The organism is Mycobacterium cookii, assembly GCF_010727945.1.
Classification (GTDB): domain Bacteria; phylum Actinomycetota; class Actinomycetes; order Mycobacteriales; family Mycobacteriaceae; genus Mycobacterium; species Mycobacterium cookii.
This window is the reverse complement of the sequence record NZ_AP022569.1, coordinates 543045-555201: the sequence shown is the minus strand read 5'-3', so window position 1 is coordinate 555201 and position 12157 is coordinate 543045. Positions and strand designations below refer to the sequence as shown.

14 protein-coding genes are annotated in these 12157 nt (G+C 66.7%); 1 reads left to right on the top strand and 13 read right to left on the bottom strand.

All coding sequences use genetic code 11. From position 1 onward, the window contains the following. Nucleotides 1-122: 122 nt before the first annotated feature. Genes G6N27_RS02720 through G6N27_RS02710 form a run of 3 tightly spaced genes read right to left on the bottom strand, consistent with a single transcriptional unit; the run spans nucleotide 123 to nucleotide 2078 of the window. Nucleotides 123-479: a DoxX family protein gene (locus tag G6N27_RS02720; RefSeq protein WP_163774967.1), complete on the bottom strand. Its 357-nt coding sequence runs from the start codon at nucleotides 477-479 to the stop codon at nucleotides 123-125. Between the two features lies 1 nt (nucleotide 480). After that, a complete protein-coding gene (locus tag G6N27_RS02715; RefSeq protein WP_163774966.1) occupies nucleotides 481-1617 on the bottom strand; it encodes an SPFH domain-containing protein in 1137 nt (378 codons plus the stop codon). Nucleotides 1618-1646: 29 nt separating this feature from the next. Beyond that, the gene (locus G6N27_RS02710; protein ID WP_163774965.1) at nucleotides 1647-2078 is read right to left on the bottom strand and encodes an NfeD family protein; all 432 of its coding nucleotides are present in this window, start codon (nucleotides 2076-2078) and stop codon (nucleotides 1647-1649) included. 58 nt (nucleotides 2079-2136) lie between these two features. On the opposite strand from G6N27_RS02710, the gene G6N27_RS02705 reads away from it, so the two are divergent. Then, nucleotides 2137-2994: a hypothetical protein gene (locus tag G6N27_RS02705; RefSeq protein ID WP_163774964.1), complete on the top strand. Its 858-nt coding sequence runs from the start codon at nucleotides 2137-2139 to the stop codon at nucleotides 2992-2994. 7 nt (nucleotides 2995-3001) lie between these two features. On the opposite strand, the gene G6N27_RS02700 is transcribed toward G6N27_RS02705, so the two are convergent. The 10 genes from G6N27_RS02700 to G6N27_RS02655 all read right to left on the bottom strand — a co-directional run bounded on the left by G6N27_RS02700 (nucleotide 3002) and on the right by G6N27_RS02655 (nucleotide 12110). Continuing rightward, nucleotides 3002-4039, bottom strand: a complete 1038-nt coding sequence (locus G6N27_RS02700; RefSeq protein ID WP_163781231.1) for a ferrochelatase — start codon at nucleotides 4037-4039, stop codon at nucleotides 3002-3004. A gap of 6 nt (nucleotides 4040-4045) precedes the next feature. Then, entirely contained in the window at nucleotides 4046-4855 is an 810-nt protein-coding gene (gene inhA, locus G6N27_RS02695) for an NADH-dependent enoyl-ACP reductase InhA (RefSeq protein WP_163774963.1), read from the bottom strand. 24 nt (nucleotides 4856-4879) lie between these two features. Then, nucleotides 4880-5635 carry a 3-oxoacyl-ACP reductase FabG1 gene (fabG1, locus tag G6N27_RS02690; RefSeq protein ID WP_163774962.1) on the bottom strand — a complete coding sequence of 252 codons (756 nt, stop codon included), beginning with the start codon at nucleotides 5633-5635 and terminating at the stop codon, nucleotides 4880-4882. 62 nt (nucleotides 5636-5697) lie between these two features. After that, nucleotides 5698-6705 carry a VWA domain-containing protein gene (locus G6N27_RS02685; RefSeq protein ID WP_163774961.1) on the bottom strand — a complete coding sequence of 336 codons (1008 nt, stop codon included), beginning with the start codon at nucleotides 6703-6705 and terminating at the stop codon, nucleotides 5698-5700. Nucleotides 6706-6751: 46 nt separating this feature from the next. Beyond that, a complete protein-coding gene (locus tag G6N27_RS02680; RefSeq protein WP_163781230.1) occupies nucleotides 6752-7663 on the bottom strand; it encodes a DUF58 domain-containing protein in 912 nt (303 codons plus the stop codon). Nucleotides 7664-7713: 50 nt separating this feature from the next. After that, the gene (moxR1, locus tag G6N27_RS02675; protein WP_163774960.1) at nucleotides 7714-8835 is read right to left on the bottom strand and encodes a chaperone MoxR1; all 1122 of its coding nucleotides are present in this window, start codon (nucleotides 8833-8835) and stop codon (nucleotides 7714-7716) included. 92 nt (nucleotides 8836-8927) lie between these two features. Next, on the bottom strand, nucleotides 8928-9074 hold the full coding sequence (locus G6N27_RS02670; RefSeq protein WP_163774959.1) for a hypothetical protein: 147 nt from the start codon (nucleotides 9072-9074) through the stop codon (nucleotides 8928-8930). Nucleotides 9075-9118: 44 nt separating this feature from the next. Then, nucleotides 9119-9814, bottom strand: coding sequence for an NlpC/P60 family peptidoglycan endopeptidase RipB (gene ripB, locus G6N27_RS02665; protein WP_163774958.1), 696 nt, complete (start codon nucleotides 9812-9814; stop codon nucleotides 9119-9121). Between the two features lie 45 nt (nucleotides 9815-9859). Next, nucleotides 9860-11290 carry an NlpC/P60 family peptidoglycan endopeptidase RipA gene (gene ripA / locus G6N27_RS02660; protein WP_163774957.1) on the bottom strand — a complete coding sequence of 477 codons (1431 nt, stop codon included), beginning with the start codon at nucleotides 11288-11290 and terminating at the stop codon, nucleotides 9860-9862. A 238-nt stretch (nucleotides 11291-11528) separates the two neighbouring features. Further along, entirely contained in the window at nucleotides 11529-12110 is a 582-nt protein-coding gene (locus tag G6N27_RS02655) for an Rv1476 family membrane protein (RefSeq protein ID WP_372513041.1), read from the bottom strand. Between the last annotated feature and the right edge of the window lie 47 nt (nucleotides 12111-12157).

The window sequence follows — 12157 nt, the reverse complement described above, 5'->3', positions numbered from 1 at the left end:
GTCCATCTGCGCCGACGCCGTCGACTCAAACCGGTCAACCGGCGTGCAGTGTTCATCGCGTGGTTAGGTACCCACTACCTGCCGAATTGAACGCGACAGTGATCAACGCCGCTTGCGCAACGTCAGCCCTGGTCCGGCCCCTTCCAGGTCAGCGCGGCATACGTGGCCAGGAACGAGGCCGCCGGAATGGCGTTCACGACGCGGTCACGCACGCGGATATGCGCACCGACGGCGAGCACGAAGTACACCGTCAGCATGGCCGTGGTCAGCCGAGCCAGCGCCGGGATCCTGCTCGCCGAGAGCAATCCGATCACCGAGGCTGCTTTCGACGCCGGCAGTATCCATCGGATATCTTGCGGAACACCAAGAGTGTCAAGGGTTTTGGCGATCGGCGGAATCGGGATTGCGCATGCCACGGCGTCGGCGGCCTGGAATGCGGCCAGCGCCGCATAGGTTTTCGGTGAGCGCAGCGTGCTCACGTCATTGCCGCAGCTCATGCTGGGGCGGCAAGCTGTCCACCGGCTTGCGCGCATCCGCCTCCGCTTTGGCGACCGCCTGCAGGAGCGCCGGGTCGGTCTCGGTGGAGAACCAGTCCTTGACGTCCGAGTCATCCTCGGGCCTGACCGGGGTGTCGTCGACCGGCGACGGCGCGAAGCGGAACACACCGTCGTCGCCGGGTGCCCCGAGTGACTTGTAGAACCCCTGCAGTGCCGTGCCGAAATCGCTGGGCACGACCCACACCTTATTGGCGTCGCCCTGCGCCATCTTCGGCAGGGTTTGCAGGTACTGGTAGGCCAGCATCTCCGGGGTGGGGCGGCCGGCCTTGATCGCCGCGAACGTCTTCTCGATCGCCTTGGCCTGCCCCTGCGCCTGCAGGTAGGCGGCGGCCCGCTCGCCTTGCGCGCGCAGCATCCGGGACTGCCGGTCGGCTTCGGCGGCCAGGATCGCGGCCTGCTTGGCGCCTTCGGCGGCGAGGATCTGCGACTGCTTCTCGCCTTCGGCCTGCGTGATCGCGGCCTGCCGCATTCCCTCGGCGGTCAGGATCGTCGCCCGCTTCTCCCGGTCGGCCTTCATCTGCTTTTCCATCGACGCCTGGATCGACGGTGGCGGGTCGATGCTGCGCAGCTCCACCCGCGCGACCCGCAGCCCCCACCGGCCGGTGGCCTCGTCCAGGACACCGCGAAGCTGACGGTTGATCTGGTCACGCGAGGTCAGCGTCTGCTCCAGCGTCATGCCGCCGACCACGTTGCGCAGTGTGGTGGTGGTCAGCTGCTCGACCCCGACGATGTAGTTGCTGATCTCGTAGACGGCGGCCTGCGGGGTGGTGACCTGAAAGTAGACAACGGTGTCGATGTTGAGCGTCAGGTTGTCTTCGGTGATCACCGGCTGCGGCGGGAATGACACCACCCGCTCGCGCAGGTCGATCCGGGCGCGGATGCGGTCGATGAACGGCACCAGCAGGGTCAGCTGTCCGCTGACGGTACGGCTGTAGCGACCCAGCCGTTCGATCACCGCAGCTTCGGCCTGCGGGATCAGCGCGACCGATTTGGCCACCACGATGACGGCGAAGACCACCAATACGGCGAATAGCAAAAGCCCGGCAGTTGCACCTTGCATGACAATCTCACTCCTGTTGCTTCAGAGGGTTAGGGGTTCTTCCAGACCACCGCGGTGGCCCCATCGATATGCATGACCGTGACCAGTTCGCCGGGTTCGAACTCGTCACCGTCGTTCAACGGCCTCGCGGTCCACACCTGGCCGTCGACTTTCACCTGACCCTCGTCGCGAGCCACGCGATCGAGTACCAGCGCGTTTTTCCCCTCCAGCGCCTTGACGCCCGTCGGGAGGCTCTTCGCGGGGGTCAGCCGTCGCCGCAGCGCCGGCCGGACCACGACCAGCAGCAGCACGGAAACGATCAGGAACACCACCCCGTCGGCCCAGATCGGCAGGTCCAACCAGCTCGATCCGGCCGCAGCCAGCGCACCGCCACCGAGCATCAGCAGGAACATGTCGCCGGTCAGCGCCTCCGCACCGGCCAGCCCTAACGCGATGATCAGCCAGATCACGGCCGCAGACATGCCGTCAGGATAACGCGAGATCGGCCACCGTCACGGCGAACAACTAGACTGCCAGACCATGTGGTGCCCCAGTGCGACGCTCTCGGTTTGGGCCAATGCCTGGCTTGCCGGCCAGGCCGCGCCTGACGACGTCCTTGACGCGTTGTCATGTTGGGCACCAACGCATTCCGTGACCGCGTATGATTCTGTCGCGGCGGGTCACACCGGGCTGCCGTGGCCGGATGTGGATGACGCGGGTGCTGTGTCGCTGCTGCAAACGCTGCGGACCGCGGCGGGACGGGCGAGGACGGGCACGCCGTCGATCAAGGTGGTGCTGCCGGTTCCCGGCGATGTCCGCGGATTGACGCCCGGAACACAGTTCGAGCGCGATGCACTGGCCGCCGGTGAGGCGGTCATCGTCACCCATCCCGACGACCCGGGCGTGTCGGTCGGGTTAGTGCCCGAATTCGGCTACGACGATTCCGACGACGAACTCGGGATGCCGGAATTGTGCGCGCTGTCGTGGACGGTCTACTCGCTGCCGGGCGGCCCTGCTTTCGACCAAACCGAGCTCGGCGAAGCCGAATACGCGCTGCGCCTGGCGGTTCGGTCCGCTGCCGACGCCCTCACCACCATCGGGCTGGGATCAGCGGGCGTCGAGGTCGACGATCCGCGCGGGATGGTGGAGCAGTTGCTGGAATCGACACGGCTGCATCAGGTTCCCGCGCCTGCACCGTCGCGCGCCCTGCGTGTGCTGGAGAACGCCGCGCACGTGGACGCGATCATCACGGTCAGCGCCGGGCTGACCCGGATTGGCACCCAGTCGCTGTCCGAGGCCCAGATCGCCACCGATGCGTTGCGGCCACTGGCCGCGGTGGTGCGATCGGCGAGAATGGCTGCGCTCAGCGCGATTCTGCAGGCGGCGTGGCACGCCTGACCGGTCGTCAGTCGCCAGTGCCCTGGGCGACGCAGTGCGGCGGGCGGCACGGCTCGCCGTTGATGCTGGCCGCGCAGCCGGGCACTCGATCCGGCCCCGTCACCCGCGCGGGCGCGGCATCGTCGCGAAGCTCGTCGATCAAATCCACTGCGAGCCGGGCGAACCGCGGGTCTGCATTCGGGGTCGACGCCCGCGCCAACGCCACACCTGCCGCGTCGGTCTGACTCCGCAACTCCTCGTCGAGGTCCCAGACCACCTCGATGTGGTCGGCGACGAAACCGATCGGGCAGACGATGACGGCCTTGGTTCCGGCCGCGGTCAACGTCGAAACATGATCGCCGACATCGGGTTCCAGCCACGGCACCTGCGGCGGTCCCGACCGCGACTGCCAGGCCAGGTCGTAATCGTCATATCCGGCCGCCGCGGCGACCAGGCTGGCGGCGTAGGCGACCTGACGGCTGTACAGCCGCGGGCCGCAGCGTTGGTCGGCGGCAACGGGAACTGAATGCGCGGTGAAGATGAGCCGCGCGTCGCCGGGCAGCTCAGCGGCCGCCGCGGTCACGGTGTCGGCAAAGATCTCCACGAAGAGCGGATGATCGAAGTAAGGCCGCAGTTTCACCAACTCTGGGGCATCCGGGCCGGCCGCTTCGCGCGCGCGGGCGATGTCCTCGACGTACTGGGTGCAACTGGAATATCCACTCCACGCCGACGTGGCGAAAACCGCTGCACGTCGAATGCCGTTGTCCCGCATAGTCGCAACGGTGTCCTCGACGAAAGGCTGCCAGTTGCGGTTGCCGAAATACACCGGGAGATCCACACCGCGCGTGCCGAGTTCGACTCGTATCTGGTCGATCAGCGCCCGGTTGATCCGGTTGATCGGCGACACCCCGCCGAAGTGCAGGTAATGCTCGGCTACGTCGTCGAGGCGCTCCGGCGGGATGTTGCGACCGCGGGTGACGTTTTCCAGAAACGGCCGTACCTGCTCCGGCCCTTCCGGGCCTCCGAAAGAAAGTAGCAGCACCGCGTCAAAAGCGCTGTAATCCATTGGCACCTAAAGAAGTTGCGTGCTGGCGCCGCCGTCGGCGTAGACGATGGTTCCGGTGGTCGCCGGCAACCACTCCGAGAGCAGGGCGCACACCGTCTTGGCAACCGGCGTCGGGTCTTTCATGTTCCACCCGATGGGTGCCCGCTGGTCCCAGCCCTCTTCGAGCAACTGCATCTGCGCGCCCGCCTCGTCGCCGAGCGCACCACCGACGATGGCGCTCATGGCCAGTGTCCGGATAGGACCTGCGGCAACCAGGTTCGAGCGCACACCGTGCTTGCCAGCCTCGCGTGCGACGAACCGGTTGACCGATTCCAGCGCGCTCTTGGCCACCGTCATCCAGTTGTACGCCGGCATTGCCCGGGTGGGGTCGAAATCCATCCCGACGATGGAGCCGCCCGGATTGATGATCGGCAACAGCGCCTTGGCGAGCGACGCGTACGAATACGCCGAGATGTGAATGCCTTTGGAGACATCCTCATACGGCGCGTCGAAGAAGGGGTTGATACCCATCCCGGTCTGCGGCATGAACCCGATCGAGTGCACGACGCCGTCGAGCTTGTTGCCCTCGCCGATCTCTGCCGTCACCCGGTCGGCCAGCGTGGCCAGATGCTCTTCGTTCTGCACGTCGAGTTCCACCAGCGGCGCCTTCTCCGGCAGCCGGTCGGCGATGCGCTGGATCAGCCGCAACCGGTCGAAGCCGGTCAGCACCAGCTGTGCGCCCTGTTCCTGTGCGACCTTGGCGATGTGAAACGCGATCGACGCGTCGGTGATGATCCCGCTGACCAGGATCCGTTTACCTTCGAGCAGTCCTGCCATTTCCGTCCTTCGATCGTGTAATCGTCAGTGGCCCATGCCCATGCCGCCATCGACCGGGATGACCGCACCGGCGATGTAGCTGGCGTCCTCCGACGCCAGGAAGCTGACCACCCCGGCGACCTCCGCGGCCGTACCGACCCGCTTGGCCGGGATGAAGTCCAGCGCGCCCGCCTGGATCCGCTCATCCAGCGAGCGGGTCATCTCGGTGTCGATGTAGCCGGGCGCCACCACATTCGCCGTCACCCCGGCCTTGGACAGCTCGCGGGAGATCGAGCGCGCCATACCGATCAGGCCCGCCTTGGCGGCCGCATAGTTGGACTGGTTGCCGATGCCCCAGCTGCCGGAGACCGAGCCGATGTAGATGATCCGGCCGAACCGCTTCTTCTGCATGCTGCGTGCGGCGCGTTGGGTCACCCTGAACGCCCCGGTGAGGTTGGCGTTGATGACCTCTTCGAACCGTTCCTCGGTCATCCGGATCAGGAACGCGTCCTTGGAGATACCGGCGTTGGAGACCAGCACCTCGACCGGGCCCTGGTGCTCCTCGACCTCCTTGAAGGCACGGTCGACAGCGTCGTTGTCGGTGACGTCACACTCGACGCCGAACAGCCCTTCGGGCGCCCCGGACCCGCGGTGCGTGACTGCCACCTTGTGGCCGTCGGCGGCCAATCGCTGTGCGATCGCCAGACCGATTCCCCGATTACCTCCGGTCACCAGCACCGACCTGGAGACGAATGCCGGCTTGACGGGGTTGGCCGCGTTCTCAGTAGCAACGTCAGTCACCCGGACAACCTATCGCCTCACCGCGGCCGCGCCGAAATCGCCCGGCCGTGCTTGCCCGACGGTTAGGTCGGCAACCGCCGGTTGATCAGCAGGGCCGCCAACGCGGCCAACGCCAGCACCAGCGAGCCCAGCCGCAGCCAGCCAACGCTGGCGTCACCCTTGATGGTCTCGTAGCCGATCTGCTGCTGCAGCGAGGCGTAGACCTGCTTGAGCTCCTGCAGGTTCGACGCGTCGAAGTGGTTGCCACCGGAAAGCTCGGCGACCTTTTTCATCGTGCTGTCGTCGACCGGAACCGGTTGACGCTGGCCGTTGATCTCGACGAACCCGTACGGGGTGCCGAAAGAGATCGTCGAGATTGGCACACCCTGATCTTTGGCGGTGCGCGCCGCGGTAAACGCGCCCTTGGGGTTGTCCGGGTTGGTCGGCATCGTCTCTTTACCGTCGGAGAACAGCACGATGCGCGCCGGCGGCGGAGTGTCGCCGCCGCCGATCACGGCGCCCACGGTCGCGATCGCCTGCAGCGCAGTGAAAATGCCTTCGCCGGTCGCCGTCCGGTCGGCGAACTGAAGTTTGTCCAGTGCGGCTTTGGTCGCGTCCCGATTGGTCGTCGGTTGCACCAGAACGGTCGCCGTGCCCGCATAGGCGATCAACCCGAGGTTGATCCCGGGGGTCAGTTCGCCGGCGAATTCCTTGGCGGCCACCTCGGCGGCGGCCATCCGGTTGGGCTCGACGTCGGTGGCGCGCATGGACTGCGAGACGTCGATGACCAGCATCACGACCGCCCGGTTGCGCGGGATCCGCACGTCGTGGGTCGGCCCGGCCATCGCGATGGTGAACAGCAGCAGCGCCGCGACCAACAGGATGGCCGACAGATGCCGCCATCGGCTGGGCTGTTTGGGCGCAACGCTTTCCAGCAGCTCCATGTTGGCAAAGCGCAGCATCCGGCGCTGCCGCGTCACCTGGACGATGACGTAGAGCGCCACCAGCCCCAAAATGAGCAGCACGAACAAGAAGAACCATGCATGGGCGAAACCCGAGAGCGTCATCGGCCCGAGCAACGGCAGTGTCATAGCAGACCCGTCTTGATATTTAGGCCCGCCTGGTGGAGAGCGAGAGTCACTGGCGCCCCGCCAGTGCCCCGCGTCGGCGGGATTCGACGAAACGGACGATGTCGGCGATCCAGTCGCGGTCGGTGCGCAGCGACAGCAGCGGGGCTCCGCAGGTACGCAACGTGCGGGCCACGTCGGCCCGGTGCGCCGCGGCCGCCTTTGCGAAGTCGTCGCGCAATTGTTCGTCGATGGTGAACTCGCGGGTGCGACCGGATTCGGCGTCCTGCAGGATTACGTCGCCGACATCGGGCAGCTCGACATCACGCGGGTCGAGCACCTCGACGCCGAGCACCTCGTGGCGGGCGCCGATCGCACGCAGCGGACGCATCCAGTTGATCGGGCCGAGGAAGTCGCTGATGATCACCGCCATTCCCCGGCGGCGTTCCGGGCGCCGCAGGGCGTCGATGGCCACCGCCAGGTCCCCGCGCACCCCGACCGGCGCCTTGGGCATCGTCGCGATGGTCCGCAGCAGCGTCTGCTCGTGCTGACGTCCGGACCGCGCCGGAACCCGAGTTATCTTGTCGCCGTTGGCAATCACCGCGCCGAGGCGGTTTCCTCCACCGCTGTTGAGAAAGATGATGGCGGCCGCCGCGGCCACCGCCAGGTCACGCTTCTCACAGACCGCGGTACCGAAGTCCAGACTGGCCGACATGTCGACCACCAGCCAGGTCTCCAACTCGCGGTCGGCGATCATCTGCCGCACGTGCGGATGGGTGGTCCGCGCGGTCACCGCCCAGTCCATCCGGCGCACGTCGTCGCCGGGCTGATACTCGCGCGACTCCCCCGGCTCCGAGCCCGGGCCCGGGATGAGGCCGAGGTGGTCGCCGTGCAGCACACCGTCCAGCTTGCGTTTGACCGTCAACTCGAGGGTCCGCAGCGCCGCCGACAGTTTGGGATCGTCGATCTGCCCGCGCTGCATCGACGGCGGACGGTTGGCCGCAGACGGGTCCGCGGCGGAGTTGGGTTCGGTCACCGACCGCTAGCCGCACCCGCGGCCTGCATCGCCGGAGGCACCGAATGACCCTGTTGCGGAACGGCATTCACCTGCGGCATGCCCACGGTCTGCAGGATCCGGTTGATCACGATCTCCGAGGAGATCTCGTCGGCCAGCGCGTCATAGGTGAGCACCAACCGGTGCCGAAGCACATCGGGGATGACCTCGACGACGTCCTGCGGGATGACGTAGTCGCGGCCGCGCACCAGCGCCAGCGAGCGCGAGGCGGCGATGATGCCCAGCGAAGCGCGCGGCGAGGCGCCGAACGAGATCCAGCTCTTGACGTCGTTCATGCCGAGTTGCTCGGGATGACGGGTGGCGGTGACGACCCGCACCACGTAGTCGACCAGCGCGTGGTGCACGAAGTTGTTCGCCGCGATCTCCTGCAGCCGCAGCAGGTCGCCGGTGTCCAGGATCTGCTTGGGCTCCGGGGGCTTGACGCCCATCCGGTAGATGATCTCGCGCTCTTCTTCCGGCGACGGGTAGCCGACGTTGATCTTGAACAGGAAGCGGTCCCGCTGCGCTTCTGGCAGCGGGTAGACACCTTCGTGCTCGATCGGGTTCTGGGTGGCCATCACCAGGAACGGATTGGGCAGCGGGAATCTCTTACCGCCGATCGACACCTGGCGTTCCTGCATGACCTCGAGCAGCGCGGACTGCACCTTCGCCGGCGCACGGTTGATCTCGTCGGCGAGCAGGAAGTTGACCACCACCGGACCGAGTTCGGTGTCGAACTCCTCCTTGCCCTGCCGGTAGATGCGGGTACCGATGATGTCGGTGGGCACCAGGTCGGGGGTGAACTGAATGCGCGCGAACGTCCCGCCGACCACCTTCGCGAAGGTCTCGACGGCCAGCGTCTTGGCGACACCGGGCACACCTTCGAGCAACACGTGGCCCTTGGACAACAGCCCGACAAGCATCCGCTCGACGAGCTGGTCCTGGCCCACGATGATGCGCTTGACCTCGAAGATGGCTCGTTCCAGGGTGTGCACCTCGGCGGCCAGCCCGTTACCACCGGACGGCGCGGCGTGCGCGGGAGCCGTAGGGGGACCCGAGTAACTACCGCCGCCCGGGGGCGGCCCGCCTGCTGATGTCATTGCTCACCCTCCACGGCTTAAACCCTCCAAAAGTCGATCAGACACGAATGCTCGCACTGCGAAAAATCGCGGGGCAGCGGCGTGCCCTTTGTTCAACTATTCCAGGCGACCTGCAATCCGTCGACGTGGCCCGCCCGGCGACGATGCACGCCGCGCTGCGGCGTGCGGAGGAGCCGGGCCATCAGACCCGCCCGGCGACGATGCACGCCGCGCTGCGGCGTGCGGAGGAGCCGGGCCATCAGACCCCGCCCGGCGACGATGCACGCCGCACCGCACAGCTCTGTCAGTACTCGATGATGCGGGTCAGCGTCGGCGTCATACCCGACTTCCGCACCGCACTGACCGTCACCTTGCCGGCGCTGCCGGAGGCCTCCAGCATCTGGCCGTTACCCAGGTAAATGGTGACGTGCTGGCCACCGCCTGGGCCGTAGAAGATGAGGTCGCCGCGCCTGGCCTGCGAGGGCGGAATGTGCCGACCGGACTTCCACTGGTCACCGGAGAACCTCGGGATCAGCACGCCGACCCCGGCGAAGCTGTACCGGACCAGGCCCGAGCAGTCGAAGCCGACGGTGTTGGCACCGGAGTCGATCCCTTTGCTGGGGCCGTCGAGCGTCCCGCCACCCCAGGAGTACGGCACTCCCATCTGCGAGGCGCCGCGACGGATGACGTATTCGATCGCCTGGCGCCCGTTCGCCCTGGGGATCTTGCTTGGACTGGTGCCACCCGGGTCACTGCTGCCCAGGTTGATCCCGAGTCCGCCGAGGAACTGCCGGCCGAGGTCGAGTGTCGTCTGGGTGGCGTTCGCGGTGGCCTGCAGCGACTGGTTGGCCACGGCGAGCGGGTCCCCCGGATGGCCGGCGCTGATCACCGGCGGCAACGTCGGGTCCCAGGCGCCATCCTCGGCTTCCGCGGGAACAGCCAGCGCGATCAGCAGGCTGAGGACGGCAAGCACCGGCCAGACCACCCTGGTCCGGCGCATGCCTCTGCCATCTGTAAACCGATGGTGCATAACACCTTTCACGCGTCAGTATTCGATGTAGCGGACCACGTACGGCGTCATACCGCTGGTGCGGACCGGCGCGACGCGAACCTTCAGGCCGACATCGGGCGCCTCGAGCATCTGGCCCTGGCCCAGATAGATCGTCACGTGCTGACTACCGCCGGGACCGTAGAAGATGACATCGCCGCGGCGCATCTGCGACGACGGGATCTTGCGGCCCAGGTTGTACTGCGCACCCGAATAGTGCGGGAGCTTGATGCCGACGCCGGCGAACGAATACAACACCAGGCCCGAGCAATCGAAGCCGGTGGTGCCGGCTCCGGAGTCGATGCCCTTGCCCGGCCCGGCGGCGGTCCCGCCACCCCATGAATACGGCACGCCGATCTGCGACATACCGCGGCGGATCACGTATTCGGAGGCCTGCCGGCCGTACACCCGGGGGATCTTGCCGTTGGTGAAGCCGGTCGGCGTGGGCGCCAAGCCAAGCTGTTGCAGGAAGCTGCGGCCCATGTTGGACGTGACTTCTGACGACGTCGACATCGTCCCGAGGACCTTGTTGAGAATCGCGACGGGGTCACCTGGCACGTTCGCGCTGGGCACCATCGGCAACGTCGGGTCCCACCCGTCCCACTGCCTGTTGTTGCCCCTCGGCGCGGTGCGCGAGCCCGGCGCCGCCGGATCCCACCTGTCGCCGGGGGACGACGCCGCCCGCTGGTCGGCACCCGGTCCGCCCGCGGGTGCCGACCAATTGCGGGCGGCGTCGAGTCTGGCCTGGGCCGCATTCCGCTCATCGGCCAGGCGATTGACCTCTTGCTGCTGTGCGCCGAACCGGCGGTGGGCGTCGGTTAGGGCCGCCACCGCTGCGTTCTGGCTGGACTGGGCGTCGACAACAGCTTTGTCGGCTTTCTGCTTCGCCAACCGCGCCGCCGAGTCCTTGTTCAATTGATCGGTACGGGCCCGCAGCAGGTTGTCCATCACCTGCCGCGAGCTGGCCGCCAGCGCCTGGCCGGCGGCAGCGGTCGCGATCATGTCGTCCGGGCTGCTCGCCGTGAGGTAGCCGTTCGACGGACCGCTGACGTAACTGGCGACCGCGAATCGGTCGAATCGTTTCTGGGCCGCCGCGATTGCGACGTCGGCGTCTTTGACCGACCGCTGGCTGGCATCGACGTCATGTTGTGCGGTTGCTGCGTTGTCGCGCGCGGTCTCGACGTCGACGACAGCCTTGTTGACGCTTTCCTGCTGCGACTCGATTTGGGCGTTGAGGTCCTGCAACTGCTGATTGGCTTGCGCCACATCGGCGATCAGCTTGGCCATCGCGTCGGGCCCCGCGCCCGAATCGGCGTCGGCCAGGCCCGGGAGGCTCAGCAGCACGACGATGCTGAGCATCGCGGGAGTCATCCGGCGGGTGAACTCGGTCGCCAACCGGAAAGACGAGCCGCGGGGGTTGCGTCTCATTCGACTCGGATCTCCTTGGCTCAACGCGAACGGAGGGTTTCAGCCCCAGCTATCACTGAGAGCACGACTAGACCAAAAACATCTCTTGCACCGTAAGTCACATCCGGACCAATAGAAACTTATGTCACAAATTGAGCATCAGTTCGTCCGACAACTGTGACCGAACGGTGACATCGCGAATTTGCCCGCATAACCGGGGCAGCGTCGGCGCTATGCGACGCAAGATCAATATGCCGAGTTAGGCACCCTGTTCAGCGCTTTCAGCGGGCTCGTCCGCTATGTCCCGTGGCGTTGCTGCACGGCGGGCGCGCAATTGCAGGAAACGCGTTCCGGCCACTGCTGCGAATACCCCGAGCAACAGCACAATGGTGAATGCGGTCCACGGAAACTGCGGTGTTTCGAGTTGGTGCAGAAAGTTCTGTGCCGAGGTGACAGTGTTGCCGGTCTTGGCGTTGTCCTCGCCGATCTCCAGCGTGGCGCGCGGGAAGTGGGTGCTGTAGCTGCCGACGTAGTTCGGGCTGAGCACCAGCACCGTCGCGTCCGGGTGCTGGGCGCCGACCACCGTCGCGATGTCGCGCAGCGGGGTGTCGTTCGGCGGGTTGTGGTCCAGCACGACGATCTTGAGGTCGATGCCGTCGTGATGAGCTCGGTCGATCAGCTGCAGCAGCTCCGGCGTGACCGCCGGCGGCGCGCTGATGTTGCCGGCAGCGACCTGCTGCTGGACGAGCGCCAGACACTGATCGGGGTTGCTCGCCGGGTCGGCGCCGACCGTGCCGCAGATCTCGCCGGGTATGTACAGCGGCGGGTGCGGTGTAGTCACGGTTGACGACTTTAATCGGCGGAGATGAAATGACGTTTTCCGGAGCC